This is a genomic window from Micromonospora saelicesensis (assembly GCF_900091575.1).
In the GTDB taxonomy this organism is placed as follows: domain Bacteria; phylum Actinomycetota; class Actinomycetes; order Mycobacteriales; family Micromonosporaceae; genus Micromonospora; species Micromonospora saelicesensis.
Genome location: NZ_FMCR01000007.1, coordinates 215,765 through 241,816 on the forward strand (window position 1 = coordinate 215,765; position 26,052 = coordinate 241,816).

Annotated in this window: 21 protein-coding genes and 1 pseudogene; 9 read left to right on the forward strand and 13 right to left on the reverse strand. The window is 70.2% G+C overall.

Features of this window, described 5'->3' with window-relative positions; all coding sequences use genetic code 11:
- Positions 1-2: 2 nt before the first annotated feature.
- The 3 genes from GA0070561_RS27425 (at position 3) to GA0070561_RS27435 (ending at position 3,026) form a co-directional block, all read left to right on the forward strand.
- Positions 3-908 carry a siderophore-interacting protein gene (locus GA0070561_RS27425; RefSeq protein ID WP_091406886.1) on the forward strand — a complete coding sequence of 302 codons (906 nt, stop codon included), beginning with the start codon at positions 3-5 and terminating at the stop codon, positions 906-908.
- 131 nt (positions 909-1,039) lie between these two features.
- Positions 1,040-2,500, forward strand: coding sequence for an SDR family oxidoreductase (locus tag GA0070561_RS27430; protein WP_091406888.1), 1,461 nt, complete (start codon positions 1,040-1,042; stop codon positions 2,498-2,500).
- 49 nt (positions 2,501-2,549) lie between these two features.
- The gene (locus tag GA0070561_RS27435; RefSeq protein ID WP_091406891.1) at positions 2,550-3,026 is read left to right on the forward strand and encodes a heme-degrading domain-containing protein; all 477 of its coding nucleotides are present in this window, start codon (positions 2,550-2,552) and stop codon (positions 3,024-3,026) included.
- 43 nt (positions 3,027-3,069) lie between these two features.
- Here the strand turns inward: GA0070561_RS27435 and GA0070561_RS27440 are convergent, their stop codons facing one another.
- Positions 3,070-4,446 (reverse strand): FAD-dependent oxidoreductase, encoded by a 1,377-nt coding sequence (locus GA0070561_RS27440; protein ID WP_091406894.1) that lies wholly within the window; start codon positions 4,444-4,446, stop codon positions 3,070-3,072.
- 236 nt (positions 4,447-4,682) lie between these two features.
- Between GA0070561_RS27440 and GA0070561_RS27445 the strand changes: the two genes are divergently transcribed.
- Both GA0070561_RS27445 and GA0070561_RS27450 read left to right on the forward strand, forming a co-directional pair.
- Positions 4,683-6,059: a serine hydrolase domain-containing protein gene (locus GA0070561_RS27445; protein WP_091406895.1), complete on the forward strand. Its 1,377-nt coding sequence runs from the start codon at positions 4,683-4,685 to the stop codon at positions 6,057-6,059.
- A gap of 86 nt (positions 6,060-6,145) precedes the next feature.
- Positions 6,146-7,474: an alpha/beta hydrolase gene (locus GA0070561_RS27450; protein WP_091406897.1), complete on the forward strand. Its 1,329-nt coding sequence runs from the start codon at positions 6,146-6,148 to the stop codon at positions 7,472-7,474.
- A gap of 91 nt (positions 7,475-7,565) precedes the next feature.
- Here GA0070561_RS27450 and GA0070561_RS27455 read toward each other — a convergent pair whose 3' ends face one another.
- Positions 7,566-8,786 carry an MFS transporter gene (locus GA0070561_RS27455; RefSeq protein ID WP_091406898.1) on the reverse strand — a complete coding sequence of 407 codons (1,221 nt, stop codon included), beginning with the start codon at positions 8,784-8,786 and terminating at the stop codon, positions 7,566-7,568.
- Between the two features lie 41 nt (positions 8,787-8,827).
- Here GA0070561_RS27455 and GA0070561_RS27460 point away from each other — a divergent pair, with 41 nt between their 5' ends.
- Positions 8,828-9,922: an ROK family transcriptional regulator gene (locus GA0070561_RS27460; protein ID WP_091406900.1), complete on the forward strand. Its 1,095-nt coding sequence runs from the start codon at positions 8,828-8,830 to the stop codon at positions 9,920-9,922.
- A 31-nt stretch (positions 9,923-9,953) separates the two neighbouring features.
- Here GA0070561_RS27460 and GA0070561_RS27465 read toward each other — a convergent pair whose 3' ends face one another.
- Positions 9,954-10,430, reverse strand: coding sequence for an SRPBCC family protein (locus GA0070561_RS27465; RefSeq protein ID WP_167362502.1), 477 nt, complete (start codon positions 10,428-10,430; stop codon positions 9,954-9,956).
- 93 nt (positions 10,431-10,523) lie between these two features.
- Complete coding sequence (locus GA0070561_RS27470) at positions 10,524-10,907, reverse strand: MerR family transcriptional regulator (protein ID WP_091406904.1); 384 nt, start codon at positions 10,905-10,907, stop codon at positions 10,524-10,526.
- A 111-nt stretch (positions 10,908-11,018) separates the two neighbouring features.
- On the opposite strand from GA0070561_RS27470, the gene GA0070561_RS27475 reads away from it, so the two are divergent.
- Positions 11,019-11,294, forward strand: a complete 276-nt coding sequence (locus tag GA0070561_RS27475; RefSeq protein ID WP_208603868.1) for a Rossmann-fold NAD(P)-binding domain-containing protein — start codon at positions 11,019-11,021, stop codon at positions 11,292-11,294.
- 1 nt (position 11,295) lies between these two features.
- On the opposite strand, the gene GA0070561_RS27480 is transcribed toward GA0070561_RS27475, so the two are convergent.
- Both GA0070561_RS27480 and GA0070561_RS27485 read right to left on the reverse strand, forming a co-directional pair.
- Entirely contained in the window at positions 11,296-11,748 is a 453-nt protein-coding gene (locus tag GA0070561_RS27480; RefSeq protein WP_091406906.1) for an Rv0361 family membrane protein, read from the reverse strand.
- Between the two features lie 57 nt (positions 11,749-11,805).
- Positions 11,806-13,074 carry a L,D-transpeptidase gene (locus tag GA0070561_RS27485; RefSeq protein WP_091406908.1) on the reverse strand — a complete coding sequence of 423 codons (1,269 nt, stop codon included), beginning with the start codon at positions 13,072-13,074 and terminating at the stop codon, positions 11,806-11,808.
- A gap of 169 nt (positions 13,075-13,243) precedes the next feature.
- Here GA0070561_RS27485 and GA0070561_RS27490 point away from each other — a divergent pair, with 169 nt between their 5' ends.
- Positions 13,244-13,795, forward strand: a complete 552-nt coding sequence (locus GA0070561_RS27490) for a hypothetical protein (protein WP_141710464.1) — start codon at positions 13,244-13,246, stop codon at positions 13,793-13,795.
- A 227-nt stretch (positions 13,796-14,022) separates the two neighbouring features.
- Positions 14,023-15,156 carry a DUF1996 domain-containing protein gene (locus tag GA0070561_RS27495; RefSeq protein ID WP_091406912.1) on the forward strand — a complete coding sequence of 378 codons (1,134 nt, stop codon included), beginning with the start codon at positions 14,023-14,025 and terminating at the stop codon, positions 15,154-15,156.
- A gap of 272 nt (positions 15,157-15,428) precedes the next feature.
- On the opposite strand, the gene GA0070561_RS27500 is transcribed toward GA0070561_RS27495, so the two are convergent.
- From GA0070561_RS27500 to GA0070561_RS27530, 7 genes and pseudogenes are all read right to left on the reverse strand, one after another.
- Complete coding sequence (locus GA0070561_RS27500; protein WP_091406914.1) at positions 15,429-16,406, reverse strand: hypothetical protein; 978 nt, start codon at positions 16,404-16,406, stop codon at positions 15,429-15,431.
- 239 nt (positions 16,407-16,645) lie between these two features.
- Positions 16,646-17,899 (reverse strand): annotated as a pseudogene (locus GA0070561_RS27505) (OmpL47-type beta-barrel domain-containing protein); the annotation flags it as partial.
- Between the two features lie 77 nt (positions 17,900-17,976).
- Entirely contained in the window at positions 17,977-21,915 is a 3,939-nt protein-coding gene (locus GA0070561_RS27510; RefSeq protein ID WP_091406916.1) for a ThuA domain-containing protein, read from the reverse strand.
- A gap of 23 nt (positions 21,916-21,938) precedes the next feature.
- Positions 21,939-22,943, reverse strand: a complete 1,005-nt coding sequence (locus GA0070561_RS27515) for a multicopper oxidase domain-containing protein (RefSeq protein WP_091406920.1) — start codon at positions 22,941-22,943, stop codon at positions 21,939-21,941.
- A 476-nt stretch (positions 22,944-23,419) separates the two neighbouring features.
- Positions 23,420-24,223, reverse strand: coding sequence for an amino acid ABC transporter ATP-binding protein (locus GA0070561_RS27520; protein WP_091407373.1), 804 nt, complete (start codon positions 24,221-24,223; stop codon positions 23,420-23,422).
- 5 nt (positions 24,224-24,228) lie between these two features.
- Positions 24,229-25,023, reverse strand: coding sequence for an amino acid ABC transporter permease (locus GA0070561_RS27525; protein ID WP_091406922.1), 795 nt, complete (start codon positions 25,021-25,023; stop codon positions 24,229-24,231).
- Between the two features lie 77 nt (positions 25,024-25,100).
- Positions 25,101-25,919: a basic amino acid ABC transporter substrate-binding protein gene (locus GA0070561_RS27530; RefSeq protein WP_091406924.1), complete on the reverse strand. Its 819-nt coding sequence runs from the start codon at positions 25,917-25,919 to the stop codon at positions 25,101-25,103.
- Between the last annotated feature and the right edge of the window lie 133 nt (positions 25,920-26,052).

The window sequence follows — 26,052 nt, forward strand, 5'->3', positions numbered from 1 at the left end:
CCATGACCGAGACCCTGCCCATCGCCCCGTGGCGCGTGTTCGCCGTCACCGTCAGCGCGGTACGCCGACTCAGCCCGTCCTTCACCCGGGTGACCTTCACCGGGGCGGACCTGGACCGCTTCGCCGACAACGGTTACGACCAACGGATCAAACTGGCACTGCCGCTGCCCGGTCAGGCCCGGGCGACCCTGCCGGACGGCGCGGACTGGTACGCGACGTGGCGGGCCCTGCCCGAGCACCTGCGCAACCCGATACGCACCTACACGGTGCGGGCGGTCCGCCCGCACCTGGCCGAGGTCGACGTCGACCTGGTGTTGCACGGCGACAGTGGCCCGGCGACGCGCTGGGCTCGGCGGGCCGGCGTCGGCGACGAGATCGCCCTGGTCGGGCCGGATGCCGGCTTCGACGGCAACCACGGCGGGGTCGAGTTTCGACCGTCCACCGGCGGCACGCTGTTGCTGGCCGGGGACGAGACCGCGGTGCCGGCGATCAGCAGCATCTGCGAGCGGCTCCCCCTCGACGCCCGGGGCACTGTCGTGCTGGAGGTGCCCGACGCCGCCGACGTGCTGCCGCTGCTCGCGCCGCCTGGCGTCGAGGTCCGCTGGTTGGCCCGGGGCGCCGACGGGTACGGCAGCCGGCTGGTGCCCGCCGTCGTCGCGGCGGCCGGAGAACTGCTGGCCCCCGGCGCGTCGACGGCCGCCCAACCAGTGCCGGACGTCGACGTGGACAGCGAGATCCTGTGGGAGGTGCCCGAGCAGGTGGCCTCGACGCCGCTCTACGCGTGGCTGGCCGGGGAGGCCGGCGTCATCCGTAACCTGCGCCGGCACCTGGTCGCCGAACGGGGTCTGGACCGGCGGGCGGTGGCCTTCATGGGCTACTGGCGTCTCGGCCACGCCGACGCCGACTGACAGCGCCGCGAGGCGCACCACGCCGGGCGGCCGCGAGGTGCGTCGGAGGCCGTGAGGCGCGTACCGTTTCGGGTCGGAGTTGGGGCGGGTCGGCTGGAGCCGGCACGGGATACGGGACGAGACAACGACGCATGACGGTGGACAACATTACCGAAAACGGTCAAGAGGGTATTGACCGAAGCCGGCTGGAGGCCTGCCTCAGCGTCTTCGAGGCGTTGGAGGCGCTGCCCTCCGACCACCCCGACGTGGTGCAGGTGCAGCGGGCCACCGCCCGGCTCTACAAGGTGATCAAGCAGCGGCGGCGGGAGGAGCGGCGGGACGCCATCCTCGCCGCCGACCGCGCCGTGACGGAGGCCACCGCCACCGGCGCACCGGGGCGGATCGACGACGAGACACAGGGCATTCCACTCGCGTCCTCCGTCGCGGGCGAGACCGCCGGCTTCCTGCACAACCCGCGCGGCTGCTACGTCTGCAAGCAGCGCTACCGCGAGGTGGACGCCTTCTACCACCAGCTCTGCCCGTCCTGCGCCGCGCTGAACCGGGAGCGCCGCGACGCCCGCACCGATCTGACCGGCCGGCGTGCGCTGCTCACCGGCGGCCGGGCCAAGATCGGCATGTACATCGCGCTGCGGCTGCTGCGCGACGGCGCGCACACGACGGTGACGACCCGGTTCCCGCACGACGCGGTCCGCCGCTTCGCCGCGATGCCCGACAGCGCGGACTGGCTGCACCGGCTGCGCATCGTCGGGATCGACCTGCGCGACCCCGCCCAGGTGATCGCGCTCGCCGACGACGTCAGCAGCCAGGGCCCCCTGGACATCCTGATCAACAACGCGGCGCAGACCGTCCGCCGGTCCCCCGGGGCGTACGCGCAGCTCATCGCCGCCGAGGCCGCAGCCCTGCCGGACGGCCCGCTGCCGGAGCTGATCACGTTCGCCAAGCCGGACGGGCAGGGCGGCCCGGTGGGCAGCCTGACCGCCGGGCCACAGTCGACCGCGCTCACCCCGCACGCGCTCACCGCGCTGGCACTGACCAGCGGCTCGGCCTCGCCGGAACGGATCGCGGCGTCCACGGCCATCGACGCCGGAGGTCTCGTGCCCGACCTCGACTCGGTCAACAGCTGGGTCCAGCGGGTCCAGGAGGTGGACCCGGTCGAGCTGCTCGAAGTGCAGCTGTGCAACGTCACCGCGCCGTTCGTGCTGGTCAGCCGGTTGCGCCCGGTGATGGCCGCCGCGTCGGCCCGCCGCAAGTACGTGGTGAACGTGTCGGCGATGGAGGGCCAGTTCGGCCGCGGTTACAAGGGGCCGGGGCACCCGCACACCAACATGGCCAAGGCGGCGCTGAACATGCTGACCCGCACCAGCGCCGAGGAGATGTTGACCGACGGCATCCTGATGACCAGCGTCGACACCGGTTGGATCACCGACGAACGCCCCCACCCGACGAAGATGCGGCTGGCCGACGAGGGCTTCCACGCCCCACTGGACCTGGTCGACGGCGCGGCCCGGGTGTACGACCCGATCGTCCGCGGCGAGCAGGGCGAGGATCTGTACGGCTGTTTCCTGAAGGACTACGCGCCCTGCGCCTGGTGATCGCCCCGCACGACGAGGATGATCGCCCCGCACCACGAAGGAGAAGAACATGTCAGCTGACCGTGAATCGTGGCCGACGCTGGACGAGCTGCTGCGCGAGGAGAGCGAGCTGGAGCTCGCGGGTCTGTCCGAGACCGACGCGTACGAGCTGGGGATGCTCGCCGTCACCGCCGCGACCGAGCAGCGGCTGCCGGTCTCGGTGGGCGTGTGGCGGGCCGGGCGGCAGTTGTTCCACTGTGGCCTGCCGGGGTCGACGGCGGACAACGACGCGTGGCTGCGCCGCAAGGGGCGGGTGGTGATGCGGTTCGAGCACTCCTCGCTCTACATGGCCCGGCTGTGCCAGGACAAGCAGGTGACGCTGGCAGAGAGGTACGGCCTGCCGGCCTCGCGGTACGCGGCGGCCGGAGGCGCGGTGCCGCTGCGCGTGCGCGGCACCGGTGTGGTGGGCTGGGTAGGTGTCTCCGGGCTGCCGCAGCTGGACGACCACCGTTTCGTGGTCGACATCCTGCGCAAGCTCCCCCGGTAGAGCGTTCCCGGCGGCCTCGCAGCGAGGCCGCCGGGTCATCCGCTCAGCGTGCGCGCCGGTTGGCGCGCAGGGCGCCCAGGAGCACGCCGGGGCGGGCCAGCGAGTGCGGGTGCTCGCGCATGGAGACGACGTCGTTGAACTTCCGCGCGGTCGCCACGTCCGTGACGGTCGCGGCGATGACCTGGCTGCTGGCCCAGCGGGAGAACCGGTAGCCGCGGGGGTAGGGCCCGTCGACGTGGGGCAACGCCAGGTCCGCCGAGGTGGAGAGCGACCAGGCGGCGTCGACCACGACCTTCTGCAGCGCGAGGTAGTGGCGCGCTGGCGCCCGCAGGTCCGGGCCGGACCGAAGGTACGTCGACAGGCAGGCCGCGTGCAGGGCCGACGCCGTCATGCCCTGCCCGTACACCGGGTTGAACGACGCGACGGCGTCGCCGACGCTGATCAGGCCGGCCGGGAACCGCTTGAGCGCGTGGAAGTCCCGTCGTCGGCTGTCGGCATGGTGGTAGGTCTGGACGTCGCCGATCATCTCCTGGTCGGCGACCTCGCCGAACTCCGGTGGGAACTGCTCGCGCAGGCGGCGGACGAAGTCCGCTGCGGTACGCCCCGGACGGTCGTTTCCGTAACCGGCCATCATGGCCATCCACCGACCGTCCTCGATGGCGAAGAACGCGGCCCCGGCCACGTCCATCGCCATCCTCGGCGTGTTCAAAGCCAGTACGACCGTCGAGGCCGGGGTGACCTCCGGGCGGCGGAACAGGGCGGTCGCGTAATTGAGGTGCACTGTCATCCGCCGGGTGACCGGCCGGTCCCAGTCGGCCTGCTCCAGCCAGTCCGAGAGCCTGCTGGAACGTCCCATGGCGTCCACCACGAGGTCAGCGCGTTCGACACCGGCCACCCCACCGCCCTCACAGCGGACCCCGGTGACCGCGGTGCCGTCGAACACGAGGCCGGTGGCGCGGGCGGTGATCGTCTTGACGTTGGGCAGTCGGAGCACCTGCTGGCGGATCAGGCCCTCCAGCAGCGGCCGGCTGCCCGCCAGACTGTCGGCGTCGTCGGGGACGACGACCTTCAGACGCCCGTCGAGGTAGTTGCGCCGGGCCGCGGGCGGCGCCTCGACCGCTCCGCGTGCCAGTGCCTCGTCGCGGAATCCGGGAAACAGCCGCTCCAGCTGGAAGAGGCCGCCGGGCAGCAGCGCGTGCAGCTGAGTCCCCTGGGGTACGCCGGGCCGCGCGCCAGTCACCTGCGGGTCGTCCCGGTCGATGATGACGACGCTGTCGGCGTGGTCGGACAGCACCCGGGCGGCCAGCAGACCAGCGACACTGCCGCCGACCACGACGGCCGTGCCCATCGTCGGGGACGGCTGGTCAGGGGGTCGAGCCGCATTCAGCTCTGCGAAGACCCGGGACGGGGAGAGGGACATCGTGCTCTCCAAGGGGGTAACGGGGTGTGTGCCCTCCCCGGTCACTGTCCGCGACCGTGCGCGGACAGACCGGTGGACGGTCATTCGACGTTTTGCCCGCCGATCGTCGCACAACCACCTGAACGGCAACCGGCTGTGTCCGCCAGATGACCACGTGTTGACCGATGGGCCGGACGGGTCCGACGTTCGGACGGGTCAGGTGGCGCGTTGTCCGGCCGGCTGTCACGATCTCCGGCATGCCCGTTGCGCGTCGTACTCTGCTCGGGGCCGGTCTGGCCGCCGCGACCTCCGCCCTCACCGGTTGCGGCGCCACCGGCGCGCCGAACCCCGGTGCGGCCGCCCCTGGCGACGCGGCGACCGGGAAGGGCGCGGCCGGCAACCGAGCCGGATTTGGTCCGGCGGGAGACCTAGAGTCACCGCCCAGGGCACCGGACGCGCCGGTCGGCGGCAACCCACCAGTCCGTCAGGCCCGCTATGCGCAGGACGTGACCGCCCTGCTCCAGCGGCACCTGCCCGCGACCCCGCAGACCGTGCAACACAAGGGTTTCCCCGGCGCTGTCGCTCTCGTCCTGGTGGGCGGGAAGATGACTGTCCACACCGCGGTCGGTGAGGCGCTGCGTTACGAGGCCGGGCCGAAGCTGCTCGCGGCGAACCAGCGCGTCGCGATGCGCCGGGACTCCATCTTCGACCTCGCCTCGGTCACCAAGGTGTACACGGCCATCCTGCTGTTGCAGCAGGTCGACAAGGGACGTGTCGACCTCGCCGCTCCGGTGCGCGACTACCTGCCCGCCTTCACCGGCACGGGCAAGGAGCGAATCACCGTCGAGATGCTGCTCACCCACACCAGCGGCCTTCCCGTCGGCGCCAAGGTCACCGGCCTGCCCGACAACACGGCCCGCTGGAACGCCGTGCTCACCACGCCGCTGGTCTCCGGCGCCGTGCCGGGGAACACGTTCCGCTACTCCAGCGTCGGGCTCATGGTCGCCGGCAAGATCGTCGAGAAGGTCACCGGCCAGCGGCTCGACCAGGCACTCAAGACCAACCTGACCGACCCGCTCGGCCTGCGCGACACCGGCTTCAGCCCGAACAGCTGGCTGTCGGCCGACGCGAAGGCCAGTCGACTGGTCGCCACCGACGCCCGCTCGTCCCGGGGACTGCTCCGTGGCGTCGTCCACGACGACGTCGCCAACCACCTCGGCGGCATCGCCGGTCACGCCGGCATCTTCGCCTCCGCGACCGATCTCGCGGCCATCGGTCAACTGCTCCTCAACGAGGGCACCCACCAGGGCAAGCGGATCCTCGCCGCGGCGACGGTGCGCCGGATGCTCACCAACCACAACGCCGGCAAACCCGCCATCGACCCCGAGCGACCCAACCGGACCTCGGCGCACGGCCTCGGCGTCGTCCTCGACCAGAGCTGGTTCATGGGGAAGCTCACCTCGGCCCGGACCTTCGGCCACACCGGATTCGCCGGCCCCTCGCTGCTGGTCGCGCCCGACCGCAAACTCGTCCTGGCGCTGCTCACCAACCGCGCGCACCCCAACTGGAGCTGGTCGAACCCTGACCCGGTCCGCGCCGCCGTCGGCGACCTGCTCGCCACAAAGGTCAACTGACCGGAAGGTGTGGACCATCGCGCCCCACCCTGACACGATACTTGCGCTAGTAGTGCAAATACTTCGTCCGTCCAGGTGGAGGATCGATGCACACATCTCTCCGGAGCCTGCTCTCCGTGGTGGCCGGGGTCGTCCTCGCGGCCAGCCTGTCCGCCGTCGCCGTTCCAGGCGCCGCCGAAGCCGCCGCCACACCGACGTACCGTCCAGTGATCTTCGTACACGGCAGCGCGGGATCGGCGGCGCAGTTCGAGACCCAGACCAAACGGCTTGCCAGCAACGGGTACCCGATCGACATCATCGAAGCCCACGAGTACGACTCCCCGAACGTCGCGACGATCCTGCCCCAGGTGTACGCGGGACTCGACGCACGGATCACCCGCCTGCTGGCGGCCACCGGCGCGGACCGGGTCGACCTCGTCGCGCACTCGCTGGGCACCTTCGTCTCGCAGGGCTATCTCAACAGCTCGCCGGAGCGTGCCGCCCGGGTCGCGCACTACGTCAACCTGGACGGGCGTCCCGCGACCTCCCCGCCGGGTGGAGTGCCCACGCTCGCCATCTGGGGCGAGGGTGACCCGGCCCGCGCCGTCGTCGGCGCGACCAACGTGCACCTGCCGGACCAGTCGCACACCCAGACCGTGTCGTCGGCGGAGTCGTTCACCGAGATCTTCGGGTTCCTCCGGGGCCGCGCGCCCCACACGACGCGGATCGTGCCGCAACTCTTCGGCGCCGCCCGGGTCTCCGGCCGCGCCGTGCTCTTTCCGAGCAACGTCGGTGTCACCGGTGCGACCCTCGAGGTCTACCCGGTCAGCCCGCTGACCGGCGGCCGACTGTCGCACCGGCCCGCGCATCGGCTGTCACTCGGCGGCGACGGCTCGTTCGGCCCTCTCCCGGTGCTCGCCACGGCCCGCTACGAGTTCACCATCGTGCGCCCGGGCGCCGCCACGCACCACTTCTACTTCCAGCCGTTCCTCCGCTCGGATTCGTTCCTGCGCCTGGCGACCAGCGAGCCGGGCGAGGGCCTCAGCGGCCTGGTCGAGACCAGCGACCGGCACACGGCGCTCACCATCCAACGGCAGAAGGAGTGGTGGGGCGACCAGGGCGACGCCGGCGACCACCTCTGGATCAACGGCAGGGATGTCCTGAACGCGGCGAACACACCGCGCGCCAAGCGGACGATCGGCATCTTCGCCTTCGACGACGGCAGCGACGGCGTGACCGACCTGACGGCCCCGTTGCCGGAGTTCTTCAGCCAGACCTTCATCACCGGCATGGACGTCTTCATCCCGGCGACGCCGGCTCACCTCGGCCTGGTAAGGATCACCGTGGGCCAACGCGGCGGCGGACACGAGGTGATCAACGTGCCCAACTGGAGATCGAGCACCGACCGGGTGACGGTCAGCGTGGACGACTACTGACCGAGTCTCGCGGACGGCCCGGCCACCCCAGGTCGAGACGGTGGCCGGGCCCCGCTCACACTCGTCAGACGCCGGGACCCGCTCGCACTCGTCAGACGGTGGCCGGGACCCGCTCGCGCACTCGTCGCCCGACGGCGAAGCTGACCAGCCCCAGGATCAACCCGACGACCGCCAGGGCGACGCCCACCCGGGCCGGCGCGAGGTAACCGAATCCGGCGGCGATGGCGACGCTGCCCAGCGCGGCGCCGAGGCTGTTCGCGATGTTCATGGCTGACTGGTTGACCGCCGCGCCCATCAGTTGTGCTCCCGGGGCGACGGTGATCAGACGCGCCTGCAGGACCGGACCGAGATACAGGCTGGTCGCACCGACCAGGAACGCGCCGACGAACAGGCCGACGCGGGTCGACGCCACGAGGCTGAACACGGCGATGCTCACGATCATCGCCACGAAGCCGATGACCATGCTCCGCTGGAGGTCGCGGTCCGCCAGCCAGCCGCCCAGGGCGTTGCCCACGGTCATCCCGAGACCCACCGCGACCAACGTCCACGGCACCGTCGCGGCGGAGAGGCCGGTGACGTCGGTGGTGACCGGTGCGATGTAGGTGTTCACCGCGAAGAAGCCGGCGAAGCCGACCGCGCCGGTCGCGGCGACCAGCCAGACCTGCGAGGTCCGCAGCGCCCGCAACTCGGCGGCCGGCGAGCCGTCGACCGCCGCGGCGACCTCCGGAACGACCGCCAGCACCGCCAGCAGGGTGAGCAGGAAGAAGCCGGCGATGACCAGGTACGCGACCCGCCAGTCGGCCGCCTGCCCGAGCCGCGTGATGAGGGGTACGCCGACCAGGTTGCTCACTGTCAGACCGCCGAGCACTGTGGCGAAACCACGGGCCTCGTTACCGGGGCCCATCAGGGTCGCCGCGAGCAGGCCGGCCGCACCGAAGTACGCGCCGTGCGGCAGCGCCGCCGCGAACCGGGCCACCAGCACCAGGTCGAAGGTGGGGGCGAGCGCGGACGCGACAGTGCCGACGGCGAACAGCACGAGCAGCCCGAGGACGAGCTTCTTGCGGGGCAGGCGCGCGCTCAACGCGGCGATCAGCGGCGCGCCGACGACCACGCCGAGCGCGTACGCGGTGATCATCCAGCCCGCCCGGGCGACGGCGTCCGACGACGACTGCGCGTACTCGTGCGGGAGCAGACCGCGGGCGATGTCGGGCAGCAGCCCCATCGCCACGAACTCGGTCAGGCCGACCGCGACGCCGCCCAGTGCCAGGGCGGCCAGCGCCGCCAACCGTCGACCTCTACTCAACTCGATCACCGAAAAAATTTAGCAACAGCGTTGCGTAATAGGGTGGCGAGATGACTCGCGTCACTGCCGACGTCACCTTCCTGCGCGGCTACAACCAGGCACTGGTCATGGCGGTGGGGCGCACGGCTCGCACGTTCGAGCGCGCGACAGTGGTCGAGGCCACCGGCCTGACACCACAGGCGGTCTCCAAGGTCATCGCCCGGCTGATCGCCGACGGTCTGATCCGCCCCGCCGGCGTCCGGCGCCCGGGCATCGGCAAGCCCGCGGTCGTCTACGAACTCGTCCCGGACAGCCGGTACGCGATCGGCGCCCACGTGGCCCGACGCACGCTGCGGCTCGTCCTGGTCGACCTGGCCGGCACCGTGCACCACTCGGCGATCAGCCCACTGCCCCGCGACTTCACCCCGGAGCAGCTCCTCGACGCCCTGAGCGTCGGCATCGACACGATGGCCGGCATCCGCGACCTGCAGAGCCGGCTCACCGGGCTCGGCATCGGCATGATCGGCCCACTCGACCACGCCAACGGCCTGGTCCGGGACGCCCACGGCCTGCGGCACTGGCACGACGTACCGCTGCGCGAGATCGCCGAGAAACACCTCGGTCTCCCCGTCCACCTGGACAAGGACGTCACAGCGGGGATCACGGCCGAGGCCTGGCGGCACGGCGCGACGTTCGGCGACGCGGCCCTCATCATGGTCGAGTCCGGCATCGGGGGCGGCTTCTGGCTGGGTGGCGCGGCCCACCGGGGGGCGCACACCAACGCGGGCGAGTTCGGCCACACGGTGGTCGACCTGACCGGGCCCCGCTGCGTCTGCGGCCGGCACGGGTGCCTGGAGATCGTGCACCACCGGGCCGCCGAGGCCGGAGACATCGCACACGCCGCCCGCGTGCTGGCCGTCGGCGTCGTCAACCTGCTCCAGACCCTCGACCTCGCCCACGTGGTGCTCGCGGGCGCGGACCTCCTCCGGCACCCGCAGACCTATCTCGCGGCGGTCACCGAGGCCGTCGGGGCGGACGCCCGGCGCGCGGACTGGCTCAGCACCAGGGTGGCCCTGTCCAGCCTCGGCGCGGACGTGATCGCCGCGGGCGCCGCCATACAGGTCCTCGACCAGCACTACGGCATCCCGGAGCTGGCCCCGATCTGATCTCCAACCGCCCAGCGGCCGGCGTCCGAGGTCAGAGGGTGGCGGGTGGTGACAGTGCCATCTTCTGCCAGTTGCGGAAGACGAAGCGGTGCACCGATTTCAGCCCGACCCAGAGTGCCGGCTCCAACGCGACGCGGCCGTGCCCACGGACCGTGACCGTCGTGGTCCGGGTGACGTGCGTGCCACCGTCCACCTCGGCCAACTCGAACAGGTCCCCTAGGTAGTCGACGAAGCGGTGGAAGTGCAGGTCCGTCGACTCCATGTGGAACGCCAGCCGGCTCGGTGGTTCCCACACCGTGATCCGCTGCCGCACCACACCCTGTTCCGAGACGCACTGCCGGGTGGCTCCGACCTCACCGGGACCCTCAGGCAGCCGGCACGACGTGGGTCGGGGCGTACCCAGGTAGAACACCGGGCAGCGCGGCTGCAACTCCAGGCGCGAGTCGCAGAGCGCCGGCCACAACACGTCGGGCGGGTGTGGCATGACCCAGCCGGTCCGCACGATCATGCACACACTGTAGGACGGGGATCGCAAACGGCACATCGGCAAACTGGTCCGACGCGCTCCGGCATCACCGGTCCCGCCGTCGGCGACGGGGACCTACGCCACCGAGGCGTCGGTGTTCGTTCGGGTGCAACCGCTGGCCGGGCTCTCGCTGAGCGCGATGACCTCGTCGAGCCGCTTGCGCGCCTGCCGGAGTTGAGTGATCTGCCGATCGATGCGGTCGCGTTCGGCGCGGAGCATGGCCCGCGACTGCGGTGTGTTGACCTTCGCGTCGACGCAGGGCAGCAGGTCCAGGATGGTTCGGCTGGACAGGCCAGCGGCGTACAGCATCTGGATCAGATACACCCGGTCGACCGCGTCGTCGAGGTAGTGGCGCTGGCCGCCACTGCTCCGTGCGGCAGAAAGGAGGCCCTGCTCCTCGTAGTAGCGCAGGGCTCGTACCGACACCCCGGCCTTCGTGGCGAGTTCCCCGATCCGCATCGACCCCTCCCCCGGCCGGTGACGCCGGTCACACAGCCTTGTCCCTCACATGAACGTCAGGTTTTACCGTAGCTCGCATACCGCTCGACCGACGGGGCCAACGTCTACGGCGTGGCGAAGGCGGCCGAGTGGAGCCTGGCCAACGGAATCCGACTGGAACTCGCCGGCCAGGGGACCCTCGTGACGGGCCTGCGCCTGGGCAGCGCCGACACCGACATGTCGGCCGGCCACCACGGCGACAAGACCGACCCCGCCGACGTCGTACGCGCGGCACTGGACGGTGTCGAGGCCGGCAGGGTCGAGGTCCTCGCGGACGAGTGGAGCGCGTACGTCAAGGCGTCCCTGGCCAACGACCCGAGCGAGTTCTATGCGGCGACGGCGCGGTGACTCACTGGCAGACGCGCCACTCGCCGTCCTCCTTGACCAGCGCCAGCCCCTGGGTGAGCCTCGCACCGGTGGCCTCCTGGACCGCCTCGACGGTGGCGGTCGCGGTCAGCCGCCCGTTGACGTTGTTGACGTTCACGTTGGTGATCTCGTAGCTGCTGATCTTCAACTGGGCGGCCTGGACCCGGGCGAACTCCTCCTGTGTCATACCGGCGCGCACCCGGTCGCACAGCCGCCCGTACGCGCCCGGATAGTTGCCGGCCTGCACGTCGTCGACGAAGGCCGTCGCGGCCGCCCCGGCCGGCTCGACGGAGTCCTTGATGGAGCGGTAGAGCCAGAGGCCGCCGCAGGTGCCGATGACGCAGCACACCGCCAGTAGGGCGCCGACGACGATCAGGACCGTACGAAGCGTCCGGTTGGCCCTCGGATCGGGAACCATCATCGGCTCGTACGTCATGGCCCGGAGGGTAGGGCTGCCGGGCAAGCGGCGAGAGCACGCCGGGTGCCCGGTGGTTCAGCCTCCGGAGGCGGACGGCCCCGGCGTCGGCACGCCACCGGCGACCGCACGCGCGGGCGGCGCCGGGGCCGGGGCCGGTCGCAGATCCGCGGGTACGGGCAGCGCGCTGCCTCTGACGAACTGGCCCCAACTGGTGTTCCAGGCCGTCCAGCCGTTGCCCGGCTGGAGCCTGACCTCGGTGCCGGTGAAGGTGACCAGGTCACCGACCTGGGTGACGCCCATCAACCAGTCGGCGTTGGCCGCCGAGATGTTCGTGCAGCCGTGCGAGACGTTGCGGTGTCCCTGATCCGACACCGACCAGGGTGCCCCGTGGATGAACTCGCCGCCCCAGGTGAGCCGTTGCGCGTCCTTGACGTTCACCACGTAGCCGCCGTTCGGCTCGCCCCGCGTGTCGAAGGTGGTGTTCTGGTGCTTCTCCATGATCACCATCTTGCCGCTGGACGTGGGGGTGCTGCGCTTGCCGAGGCTGACCGGGATCCTGCGGATCAGCTTGCCGTCGCGCAGCACGCGCATCTGCTTGGTGGCGTTGTCGACTTCGAGCGCCACCTGCCGTCCGATCCGGGACGTCGCGGTGCGGTCGGCGTCACCGACGTGGTTCTTGCCGATGGGCAGGCCCTCCAGGCCGGCCCGGACACTGATGGTCGTGCCGGGCCGCCAGAAGTCGGGGGCCCGGTAGTAGACCTGGCTGCCGTCGTCCACCCAGGACCAGGCACCCGGCTGGGCCGGCTTCGTGGTGACGAACAACCGACGCTGCACGTCGGCGCGGGCCGCCCTGGCGATGGGCGGATCGAAGCCGATGGTCACCGGCATCGCGGTGCCGTACGTCTGCTTGTCGGCGACGTACAGGGTGCTGGTCACCTGCGGCTTCGTCGACGCGGCCGCGGTGGTGAAGGTGGTGGTGCGGGTGGTGGTCCGCCCGGAGTCGCCGGTGGCGGTCACCGCCGCGGTGTAGGTCTGCTGCGGCCGCAACGAAGTGGTCGGCACCCAGGCCGAGCCGTCCGCACGTGGCTCCGCCCCGACCAGGGCGCCGGTGTCGTCGACGATGCGCACGGCGGTGATCTTTCCGCCCGTGACGAGCGGAACCACCTCTGCGCTGAGCGGCACGTCCCGGGAGAGATCGGCGGGCGTGAGGGTCAGTTCGGGCGATGGCACGACCTGCTCGGCCTGACGCACGGCTGCCTTCCGCTCGGTGGTGCACCCACCGAGGACCAGCGGCGTCGCCGCGACGGTCACCGCCACGAGCGCCAGGCGCCTTCGTAAACCCATCGAACGTCCCCCGGCTTCCGCGTGCTTCCGTGGCGGCAATTCTCTCCGCGTCGACGGCGCCCTGCGCTGTTTCCGGAAATCACGCAACGAAGGTGGGAACGTTCGGCACGGCACCCGGCCCGGGCCCCTCGGTTGTGCTTCCCTTCCGTGATCCTCGGGGCATCGAAGCGTGATGCCGCCGTGGAATGCTGCCAACATGCGCGGAAGACGACGTCCATGGATTCTGCTCCCGCTCGCCCTCCTTATCCTGACCGCCTGCTCGCCTGCGGAGCAGCCGATTGTCGCTCTCGCCGTCCAGGACGGCCGGCCGGTCGGCGTGCTGGTCACCTGCGACGACCGTGACGCCGATATCCGGGTGTTCGAGAACGACCATCAGGGTGAACCGGGCAAACGATCCCTGATCAGGTGGCGCGTCGGCGGCCCGCCCGCGAGCGAGGTCGTCGAGGTGGCGCTGTTGGGTCAGCCGCCGGAAGGCTGGGAGGTCGCCGACGCTGGCGACAGCCCTGCGACCGAGGTGGACGTCGAGCTGCTCACCGAATTTCGGGCCGGGGTCACCTACACCCTCGACGGGTCAAGCCGCAGCGAGGCCCTCTCGGTGGACTTCACCCTCGCGGACCTGCCACGGATAGGGCCGGACCAGGTGTTGGCGCCGCACGGACACAACTCGACGGAGGTCGTGTCGCGGGAGACCTTCCTGCGCAAGGCACGCGACCGCTGCTGACCCGACACGGCCGACCACTCAAGAAAGTGGAGTGGCACCACAGTCGCCGATTACAGTTTTTGGAGAAAAATCAAAGAATTGAGATTGAGCCGACATCGCGGCGGCTCCGCAGAGCTGAACAGGCAATCGCAGAGCGATATTTAAGGGAGAATTAATCGTTTCAGTGGGAAACGGGCAGGGGGCCGACTCGTATTCTTCGTGCTCGGAAGAAAGGTGCGCCCCCGTTGATGAATTTCCGATCCACCCCTCGACACCGTCGTTCCGTCACCGCCCTGCTGCTGGTGAGCGTGGCGCTCGCCGGCGGCTGCAAGGAGACGCCGGGCACCCCCGGCGCGTCCGGCCCGTCCAGCGACACCGGCATCGGTTCGCCCGGCCCGGATGCGCCGACGGCCACCGCCCCGGGCGACCCGTCGGCCACGCCGAGCGCCCCGGGCACCTCGGCCACGCCGTCCGCGCCGGGCAGGCCGGGAACGCCGGCGACCAGCGCCGTCCCGCCCACCGCATCCGGCGGCTGGATCATCATCGACGCCGCCGCGCAGGCCGCAGCGACGAAGGCGTTCTTCGCGCGCAAGCCCAAGCCGGTGACCGGCAACCCCGTCAAGGTGCCCGAATTCAACGTCGGCTGTACGACCAGCCACCACAACAGCGACGACCCGATCGTGCTGCCGAAGCTGGTGGGCGGCTCGCACAACCACACGTTCTGGGGCAACAGGTCGACCGACGCCAACTCGACCGCCGAGTCGCTGCGGGCGTCCAAGGCGACCACCTGCAACTCGCCGGACGACCAGTCCGCCTACTGGGTGCCGACGATGTACCAGAACGGCAAGGTCGTGGACCCGAAGGAGGTGACCGTCTACTACGGTTCCCGCCTGAAGGACCCGAGCAGGACCCAGCCCTTCCCGTTCGGCCTGCGAATGATCACCGGCAACGCCAAGAACCAGGTCGACACCCCGGACAAGCAGGGCAACCACTTCTGGTGCGCCGGCATCGGCGGCGAGATCGGCCGCAGCGCCGACAAGACGTTCCCGGTCTGCGCCAAGACGGCGAACATCGTCCGGCAGATCACCTTCCCGGACTGCTGGGACGGCAAGCACCTGGACAGCCCCGACCACAAGGCGCACATGGCCAACGGGGACCACACCGGGGCGTGCCCCAAGAGCCACCCGGTGCCCGTCCCCTCGGTGTCGTTCGTGATCTCGTACCCGTTGAGCGCGAACACCGACGGCATCACCCTCGCGTCCGGCACGTCGTTCTCGATGCACGCGGACTTCTTCAACGCGTGGAAGGACGAGGCGCTCGCCGCACGGGTGCGCAACTGCCTCGATCAGGGCGTCAAGTGCAACTCGGCCGGTAACTTCTAGTCGACGCGGTACGACGGCGGCGGCCGGTCACCCCTGGGGGGCGACCGGCCGCTCTCGCGTGTGCCTCGCACTCGTGCTGACTCTGGGGCTGACGGCGGGCGCTTTGGCTAGCCCACCCTGTCGATGTGCTGGTGAGCGGTATACCTCAGAGGTATGAATATGACCCTGAGGTATACCCCTCACTGCCGCATCCGCCCCGACGGAGGTGACCGACGGTCACCGCCGGCCGCCGGCTGCGCGCCCACGCCCCAGCCAGGGTTGGACTCACTCGTCTAGAGCCGGGCGGCGCCCGCCTCGGTGGCCTCCTGCACTGCCGAGGTACGGCGGACCTCGGCCCGCTGGTCGCCGGCGTCCTCCCGGTCCGGGCCGGCCATCCGGGCCGACCGGTTGGTGGTCGTGGCCGCCTGGTCACCGGTCACCCCGCCACGGATCCGGTTGTTGGCGGCCACCTGGGCGGCCGGGTCGTTGGACGTCACCGCCAACTGACCGTTGATGATGTTGTCGTCGACGGTGACGCCACCGGTGGTGCTGGTGATGCTCACGTCCCCACCCCAGTAGCCGCCGGAGGCGCAGCTGTCGAGGGCGCCGTTCGGGCCGAGCTGCACACCGCCCAGGTTGCCGGCGAAGGTGGCCCGGCCCTGGACCGCGCTGCCACACACCACGCTGCCGGTGGCGCTGTTGAGCACCGACAGCGTGCCGTCGACGAACGAGTCGTGCAGGTCGGTGTAGTAGGTGCCGGTGCTGCTGAGGTTGCGCTGCACCTGGGTGCCCCGGTCGAGCCGGACCTCGCCGGCACCGACGGTGACGTGCCCGGTGACCGTCGACGCCTCGGCGAACAGGAAGCTGTCGATGGTCGTGGAGCCCTTCGGCCGTACGGTGACGGTGCCGGTGCGGGCGTCCTTCAGGAAGATGCCGTACCCCCCGGCCGCGAGCACCACCTGGCCGTCGACTGTCGTCTCGGTCGCGTCGAGGTACCCGTCGGCGGCGACGCGTACCTCACCGCTGACCCGGCCACCGGTCACCACCAGGTTGCCGCCGGCCGCGACGGTGACGTTGCCGGTGATCGTGGTGCCGGTGAGCGCGCAGGACTCGCCGGCGGGAACGAGCAGGTCATTGGGCACGGTCACCGCACCGCCGGTACCGATGCAGTGGGTGACCAGGTCGGCGTGTGCGGTGGGCGCCACGGCCAGCACCGAGGCCGCGATGACGGCGCTCACGGTGGCGAGCTTGGCGACGGTACGTCCGGGCATCGTGGTACTCCCTGTCGGTGAGGTTCGAGGACTCATGCGCCGACGTCCGATCGGGCCGCGGCCCGGACGATGGCGCCCTGCTGCCGCCGGTCGAGCGTGCCGCCGGTCACGAGCGCGGCGGTGACCGCTTCCACGTGTCGGACGAATTCGGCGTGGCCGGGGTAGTCGGCGTGTTCGTCGATCAGATCGTTGATGGTGCAGCCGTCGCCGGTGTCCACGTTGGCCACACCGGTGTCGCCCCCGTCGATGACCACGGTGGCCCGGGTGTCGGAGTCGGGGCAGCGGTCGGTGTCGTCGACCACCACGGTGAACGACGTCGACTGCTCGGTGGAGGAGTTCCCCGCCGTGTCGGTCGCCCGGTACCGCACTGTGTGCGCGCCGGGTGCGCGGACGGCGACCGGAGCGGCGTACGCCGTCCAGCCGCCGGTGTCGAGCGCGTACTCGATCTTCGCCACGCCCGACTCGGCGTCGGTGGCCGTGACGGTGACGGTCGCGCCGCCGACGTACCCGCCGTCGTCGTTCCGGTCACCGGCCACCGTGGCGGCGACAGTGGGTGGGGTGGTGTCCTCGGCCTGCGGCTCGACGACGGTGAAGTGCGACATCTGCTCCGCCGAGGTGTTGCCGGCGACGTCGGTGGCCCGGTAGTGCAGCATGTGCATCCCGGCCGCGTTCACCACGATCGGGTTCGTGTACGCGGTGAAGGCCGCCCCGTCCAGGGCGTACTCGATGGTGGCGACACCGGATCCGCTGTCGGTGGCGGTCAACGTGGCGGTGGCCGTACCGATGTAGTTGCCGTCGCCGTCGCGGTCGCCGGCCAGCGCGACCGCGACCACCGGCGCGGTGGTGTCCTCCTCCCCCGGCTCGACGATCCGGAACGCCACCGAGCCGACGGCGCTGGTGTTGCCGGCCTGGTCGGTGGCGCGGAACTGCACCGCGTGGTCGCCGATCGCGGTGACCCGCACCGGCTCGGTGTACGGCAGGAAGCTGGTGTCGTCGACCTGGTACTCGACGGTCTGTACCCCCGAGTCGGCGTCGGTGGCCGTCACGGTCACCGTGGCCGAGCCGAGGTAGTTGCCGTCCTGGTCCTGGTCGCCGGAGACCGCAGCGGTCACGGTCGGCGCGGTGGTGTCGCCGCCGCCACCGCCCTCGGTGACCACCAGCTCGCCGACCATCGAGCTGTGGCCGGGGATCGAGCAGAAGTACCGGTATCGGCCCGGGGTCAGCGTCACGGTCGCCTGGTGGCGGCCGTCGTTGGCGTCGAACGGGCTGGCCAGGATGTTGAGTGTGACGTCGTGGTTGTAGCCCTCGGTGCTGGTGTCGAAGGTCAGGGTGTGCGGCATCCCGGTGGTGTTGCCGGTGGCCGCGCTGTTCTCCCAGATGATCGTGGTTGCTCCGGCCACCGCCGTGGTGGGCGCGGACTTGTACTGGGTGATGCTGTCGTCGGCGGTCCAGGTCAACACCTGGTCGGCGGCGACACGCGGGGCGGCGGAGGCGGGCGCCACTGCCAACGGGATCACCGTGAGCAGGAGCGCCGCCAGCGCGGCCGTCAGTCGTCGGGTCATCGTCACTCCTAGAGTTCCCGCGCACGGATGTTGCGGAACTCGGTCAGGTCGTTGTCACCGTGGTTCTGCAGGCCGATGAAGCCGCGCAGGAACTGCCGCAGGTCGGTCGGCGGGTCGCCGGCACGCGACGACTGCTTGCCCGGCGTGTTGTCGAACTCGTTGATCACCACGCCGTTGCGGATCATCGTGTAGTGCTGCCCGACGGCGCGGATCTCGTAGTCGTTCCACTCGTTCTTCGGCGTCACCCCGGCCTGGGCCAGCGGCACCGGGTCGAAGTTGTAGACCGAGCCGGTCTTCTGCGGCTCACCGGTGTCACCGTCGTAGATCTGGATCTCGTGTCCGCAGTAGATCGCCATCCAGGCCGGCGAGGTCCGCGCCGACCCGACCGTGCCGCAGCTGTCCGGTGGCCGCTGGTCGAGGGGCGTTCGCAGATCCGGGAACCGGATGAAGACTCCGGTGTTGGCCCGGCCGGTGCCCGGAGCGATGTCCCGGAACTGCAGCTTCAGCGAGAAGTCGCCCAGCTCCTTGGTGTGCCAGAGCATGCCCAGGCCACCGCTGGAGCGCAGCGACCCGTCCGGCTGGATGCCGAACTGTCCCGACGGTGCCTGCTGCCAACCGCGCAGCGACTCGGCGGTGCCGTCGTAGAGCGGCTCGTACCCGGTGTGCCCGTCCCGGCCGATCTCGGACGCGGCGGCCAGGCGGGTGAGGGTGCCCGCTTCGCGGGTGCTGAGCAGGTCGTCGTCCTGCAACGTGCGGGCCACCGCGGTGACGTGCCGGACGAAACCGTTGTGGTCGGCCCAGGTGCTCTCGTCGTCGATCAGGTCGTTGGCCGTGCAACCCTGCCCGACCGTACGACTGGGCACCCCGGTGTCGGTGTCGCCGAGCCACACCGTCGACCGGTCGTCGGGCACCGCGCAGCCCACCGTCACAGTGGTCTGCACCGTCGCGGTCTGACCGTCGGCGTACGTGACGGTGAGCTTCGCGGTGTAGGTGCCGACCGTGGCGTACGTGTGCCGGGGGTCCGCCTCGGTCGACGTGGCGCCGTCGCCGAACTCCCAGCGGTGGCTGACGCCGCCGGAGCGGGAACCGGTGAAGGCAATGGTCAGCGGCTTGTTCTGCACGGCGACCGAGGTCGCCGCCGGTGCCGGGGTGGGCGCCCCGCCGGTGTAGGTGATCCGGATCAGCTTCTGGTTCGCGTGCAGGCTGAAGAAGCCGCCGCCGTAGTCGAGCAGGTAGAGCGCGCCGTCCGGGCCGAACTTCGCGTCCATCCAGCTCTGCAACCGGTTGTCGCCGTTGCCACCGGGGATGATGGCCCGCAGCGACTCGGCGTACACCGGTGGGGCGGCCTGCGGCACGCCGGCCGGGTCGACGGTGACCGCGACCCGGTTGGCGGCGTTCGACTGGTCGCCGATGAACCACTTGCCGTCCCAGTGCTCCGGCCACGCCACGCCGCTGGTGGTGTCGACGAGGCTGCGGTGGTACGTCGGGCCGGACATGATGGCCTGCCCGCCGCCGCGCAGGTACGGCTGCGTGTAGGTGGCGTCGGCCGCCACGTAGGTCGGCAGGCCGCTGCCGTCGGTCCGCTTCGGGAACACCGGGCCGCCGCCGTCGGGCGAATACCAGATCATGTTGTCCCGGGCCGCCGGGATGTCCACCAGTCCGGTGTTGCGCGGCGACTCGTTCTTCAGGTTGTCGCAGTCGTACCAGCCGGTCAGCACTGTCGCGTCGGTGTTGCTGCGGTCGCGGTACGGCTGCCGGTTGCCCATGCAGTACGGCCAGCCCTGGTTACCCGCGGAGGTGATGATGGTGGCCGTCTCGTACTTCGCCGGGCCCAGGGTGGGGCTGGGCGACGAGGCGTCCGGGCCGACCCAGCCGGCGGTCAGCCACTGGTGCACCGGGTCGATCTGGAGGCGGGCGATGTTGCGTACGCCCATCACGTAGATCTCCGGCCGGGTCTTCTCGGTGCCCGGTGGGAACAGGTTGCCCTCCGGGATGGTGTACGTGCCGTCCGGCTCCGGGTGAATCCGGATGATCTTGCCGGCGAGGTCGTTGGTGTTGCCCGATGTGCGGCGGGCATCCTGGAACGAGATCCCCTGGTACTCCTGGGTCCAGTTGTTGCCGGCGTAGCCCTGCGACCCCTCCGAGGAGTTGTTGTCGCCGGAGCCGACGTAGAGGTTGCCCTTGGCGTCGAACGCCATGCCGCCGCCGGCGTGGCAGCAACTGTGGATCTGCACCGGGAACTGCAACAGGTCCTTGCGGGTGGCCTGGTCGATGGTCTGCGCCTGACTGTCGTAGGTGAACCGCGAGACGGTCCGCTGACCGACCCGCTTCACCCGGTCGACCGAGTCGTGCGGCATCCAGTAGACGTAGAGCCAGCCGTTCTCGGCGAACGCGGGGTCGGGCACGATGCCGAGCAGACCCTCCTCGTTCTTGACCAACTCGGAGCCACTGCCCCGGTTGCCCATCACCTCCAGGGTGGTGAGCAGCTTGACCTGCTTGGTGCGCGGGTCCCAGGAGTGGATGGTGCCGCAGCCCAGGCCGACCTTCGGGTTGTTCCAGTCCGCGATCGGGCCGCTCGGGCAGGCCGCCTTGCCGACGTAGAAGACAGTGCCGTCCGGCGCGATGGTGAGCCCGTGCGGCTCGCCGATCTGGTCCAGCTGCCCGGTCTGGTTGGCTGCGGTGAGACGCTCCACCTTGTAGTTCGCGGCGATGGTGGCCTGGCAGTCACCGCGTACCCGACCGGTGGTCCAGTTGAGGGCGCCGGCAAGGTGCGTGCGGAACGCCTCCTCGCCGTAGCTGCCCTCGGTGTGGCCCATGCCGGTGTAGAACGACCGACCGCCGTCGTAGTCCCGGCACCAGGACACCGGGTGGAAGGCGCCGTTGGCGGCCGCCCCCGGGTTGTAGTGCCGCTCCTCGACCTGGGCGAGGGTGTGCACGGTGCCGATCGGGTTCGGGTCCCAGTTCTCCCAACGGTCGGACCGGGTGAGGGTCATCGGCAGCGACGCGGTTGCCGGGTGCTTGCGGTCCAGGATGTTCACCACCGCGCGGTTCACCGCAGGCGGCTCCGGGGCGGTGGTGCTGCCGGTGAACAGGCGCAGGTCGGCGAGCTGGACCAGCGGTTCACCGCTGTTCGCGGTGACGTTCAGCCGGTAGCGCGTGAACTCCTGCGGCGCGGCGATGTCGAACCGCCGGGTCTGGTACCGGTCCGGGAAGGTCTGCCCGGTGCGACGGTCCAGGTCGGTCCAGCTCTGACCGTCCGTGGAGCCCTGCAGGGTCCAGTCCTTCGGGTCCCGACCGGCGGAGTCGTTGGCCGACGTGAGCGCGTACCCGGTGATCTTCTTCGGTGCGCTCAACTCGTACGCCACCCAGGCGGTCGGGGTGCGGACCAGCCACTTCGTGTTGGCGTCGCCGTCGGTCAGCTTCTCCTTGGTCTCGTTGGGCGGGTTCTCGCCGCTCGCGGTCACCCGGGTCACCGGCTCGGCGATCGGGATGGCGCCGGCCGGGCGGGTGCCGATCAGCCCGGTGAACCAGGTGGAGTCGACCTGGGCGCGGGCGGCGTCGGCGATGCCGACGAAACCGCCGCCGGCCTTGACGTAGTTCTGGAGCGCCGACTCCTGGTCGCGGTTGAGCGCGGCGCCCGTCGCGGAGAGAAAGACCACGCTGCGGTACGCGGACAGCCCGGCCGCGGTGAAGGCGCCCGGGTCCGTGGTGGCCGTGACATCGATGTCATGAACGGCACCAAGTTGTTTGATGGTGTCCACCGCGCGCGAAACCGGGTCCTGTTGCTCGGCCACCGGGCCGTGGAACACCAGGACCGCTGTCTGCTGCGGCTGCGCCGCCTGCGGGGCGGCCGCCGTTCGTGGTGCGGCCGCGGCCGCCGTCGTTGCCGGGAGCAGTGTCGCCAAGGCCGCTACCGCGGCAAGGGTTCGTCGTAGTTTTCTGGTCATGCCCGTCCCCACTTTCGGTTCGGTCAGCTTCCGTGCGTGTGGGTGTGGCCCTGGAACCGGTGGATCGCCTCCTCGGCGCCCGGCGGCATGCTGCCGTCGGCGTTGCGCACCAGGAAGATCCCGGCCATGCCGCCGTCGGAGTGCGTCTGCACGTGGCAGTGGTACATCCACGCGCCGGGTCCGACACCCTCCCCGGCCAGCACCTGGAAACCGAACGAGCTGCCGGGGTTGAGGTCCTTGTTGTCGACCACCAGGCTCGGGTCGCTCGGCCCCTCCAACATCCCGGTGCGGTTGTCCGCCCAGCGGTGCGCGTGCAGGTGGAAGGTGTGGAACAGGTTGCCGTGGCCGATGGCGATCCACTCGACGCGCTCGCCCAGGTTCGCCTCGAACATCGGGGTCGCCGGAGCCATCTTGTTGTTGATCATCATGTCGTGGAACACCGCCGTGAACTGCTTCGACGGCAGGATGTCGCCACGCCGCCGGACGATCAGCGCGCCGTACAGTCCCTTCGCGACACCGCCGGTGCCGTGGTCGGTACCCATCGCGTGATCGTGGTAGTGCCAGTAGCCGGCGCTGCCCGGCATGTACCGCCGGCCGGCTGCGGCCACCATCTCGTGGGAGCGCCAGACGTACGTCCGCGTCTCGCCCGGGTTGTTGAACGAGGCGTTGAACGGACTGCCGTCGGACTCGGTGCTGTAGTCCACCCCGTGCGGATGGATGGACAGCCGCTGGTTGGTGGTGTTGACCAGGGTGATCTCCAGCGTGTCACCCTCGTACATCTCCAGGATCGGGCCCGGAACGGTGGCCTGACCGGGCGCCAGACCGTACCCGAACAGGTTGCCGGGCAACTGCTCGGCGTAGATGGTGATCTTCTTGGTGACACCGGCGGCGGCCCGGGCGGGGCTACCGCCGAACGCGGTGCCGATCGTTGGGGCGGACGCGCCCAACGCCCCGGCGGCGAGTGCGCCGGTGGCGATCAGCGATCTGCGGGACAGGTGGCGGTGAGGGCCACCAGCGTGATCGTCCATGGGTCTCCGTTCCCGACCGGGCGAAGACGCGACGAGGGCAGGGTGCATTGACCGCCGAGCTCGGGGGCGGTGGCACGACTGAGGGTGAGGCTCGTCGCGGGCTTTGCTCGGAAGACTCAGAACTTTCGATGGATGACAGCAACTTATGTAATCCATCGACGAAAGTACAGGTCTGATTGCAAAAAGATTACCTTGACATCACGACGTCCGTCGATTGACATGAAGCTGACACGCATCGCGGGGGCGCGGACACCGACCTGTGGCACCGGCGGAGTGCGGCTTGGCCGGTCGCCGTCGGTCACCTTCGTCGGGGCGGATTCGGCTTTGAGCGGTATACCTCAGAGGCATATTTATACCTCTGAGGTATACCGCTCCTCGGCAGATCGACCTGGCATGCCGGCCGAGGGCACGGTGAAGGCCGCCAGGTGCCTCAGAGTTGCTCGTCGAGGGGGTGCGGCGTGCGCCCGCACGAGCGGCTAGTCGGACGCCCCGGGCGACTGGTCGGGCGCACCGAGCTGCGCGACGTGGGTCGGGTCGAGGACCCGGGAGAGGAACGCGCGGGTCCGTTCGTGCTTCGGCGCGCCCAGCACCTCCTGCGGCGGCCCCTGCTCGACCACCACGCCGCCATCCATGAAGACGACCCGGTCGGCGACGTCGCGGGCGAACGCCATCTCGTGGGTGACCACCATCATCGTCATGCCGTCCTCGGCCAGCTTGCGCATGACGGTGAGCACGTCGCCGACGAGTTCCGGATCGAGCGCGGAGGTCGGCTCGTCGAAGAGCATCAGCTTCGGCTCCATCGACAGCGACCGGGCGATCGCGGCCCGCTGCTGCTGCCCACCGGAGAGCTGCGCCGGAAAGGCGTCGGCCTTGTCGGTCAGCCCGACGCGCTCCAGGTTCGCCCGGGCGATCCGCTCGGCCTCGGCCCGACCTCGCCGGAGCACCCGGCGCTGGGCGATGGTGAGGTTGTTCAGGACTGTCAGGTGCGGGAACAGGTTGAACGACTGGAACACCATGCCGATGCCGCGACGGACCGCGTCGATCTCGACGTCCGGGTCGGTCATCTCGACCCCGTTCACCCAGATCTTGCCGGCGGTCGGCTCCTCCAGCAGATCGACGCAGCGCAGCAGGGTCGACTTGCCGGAGCCGGACGGCCCGATGACACAGACCACCTCGCCCTGGCCGACCTCGAAGTCGATGCCCTTGAGCACCTTGAGCGGACCGAAGGACTTGTGCAGGTCGCGGATCTCCACGGCGGGGCGGGGAGGGGTGGTCGTCATCGGGGTCACCGAGCCTTGGCGTAGCGGAGTTCGAGGCGTCGTACCACCTGCGACAGCGGCAGGGTGATCACCAGGTAGGCGAGACCGGCCACCAGCAGCGGGGTCGCGTTCACCCGGTCGTTGAGCATGTCCCGACCGAACTTGGTGATCTCGATCGTCTGCGCCGTCACCCCGAGCACGTAGGCCAGCGAGGAGTCCTTGGTGAGCAGGATGAGCTCGTTCGTCAGCGGCGGGATCACGATCCGGAACGCCTGCGGGATGACGATCGTGCGCATGGCGGTGAAGTGCGACATGCCGAGGGTCCGTGCCGCCTCCATCTGCCCCTTCGGCACGGCCTGGATGCCGGCCCGGATCGTCTCCGCCATGTACGCCGCGGCGGTCAACCCGAGGCCGATCGCGATCGAACCGAACACCCCGCCCGGAATCTCGCGCTCCGGGAAGGCGATCGGGATGCCGTACCCGACGAGGAAGAGCACCAGGAGCGCGGGCAGACCCCGGAACAGCTCGATGTAGGCCGTCGCCACCCAGCGGTACGGCGCCACCCGGGACAGGCGCATCAGCGCCAGGATGGTGCCGAACACGAGGCCGAAGGCGAACGCGCCCAGCGTGTAGAGGATGGTGTTGCGCAGCGCGACGGTGATGATCGTCGGGAACATCGACTTGATGATGTCGACGCGGAAGAACGCGTCGGCCAACCTGTCCCAGTCCGCGGCGACGAGCACCGTGGCGATGATGGCGATGAAGACCAGGTACTGGAGCCCGAGGGACAGCCGCTCCCGCTGGCGGCGTCGCAGCTTCACGTTCGCTCGTTGCCTTCCCGGAGGTTACCGACGTCGGAGGGCGCGCGGGACGCGCGCCCTCCGGTACTGCACGGCGCTCAGGCGCTCGGCTGCTTACCGATCCACTTCTCGTAGATCGTGTTGTACGAGCCGTCCTGCTTGGCCTTGGCCAGCACCTCGTTGATCTTCTTGAGCAACTCCGGGTTGGCGTCCTTCTTCACGGGGAAGCCGTACTGCTCGCCGGTGTCGAACTCGGCGGCCACCTCGAACCCGCCCGGGTTCTTCTTCAGGTACTCGGTCCAGACCGGCAGGTCGTTGATGGCGGCCTCGACCTGGCCGTTGGAGACGGCCTGCTGGAGGGCGGCGAGGTCCTCGAACTCGACGAGCTTCAGGCCCTTCTCCGCCTCGAGCTTCTTGGCGTAGTCACGACCCGTGGTGGCCGCCTGGACGCCGAGCTTCCTGCCCTTGAGGTCATCGAGCGACTTGTACGTCTTGCCGGTCTTCACCAGCATGGCCTGGGTGGCGTCGAAGTAGGGATCGGAGAAGTCGACCACCTTCCGCCGCTCCTCGGTGATGGTCATGCCGGCGGCGGCCGCGTCGCACTTGCCGGTGTTGAGGTCCTGGCCGGACTTGATCCCCTCGAACGGGGTGTCGATGATCGTCTGCTCGACGCCGAGTTCCTTGGCGACCAGGTCCATGATCTCGACGTCGAAGCCGGTCACCTTGCCGCTGGCGTCCTTGGACTGGAACGGCGGGTACGGCAGGTGGGTGCAGACGGTCAGCTTGCCCGCCGCGACCAGCTTGACGCCGCTCGCCTGGACCTCGCTGTCATCCTTCTTCGCGCAACCCGCGGTCAGCGCGAGGGCGGCGACGGCCACGACGAGGCCGGCCTGACGGACGGCGCTTGGGAACCTCACGGCTGTGTCCCTCCGATTCGGCTTCCATTGCACAGAAAGCCAATCTGGTTCATAGACTTTGCGATAAGCGACCGTACCCGATCCTGCGGGTCGCCCCAAGATCGCGCCGTGAGCGCTCGGCCGGCCCGCCCCG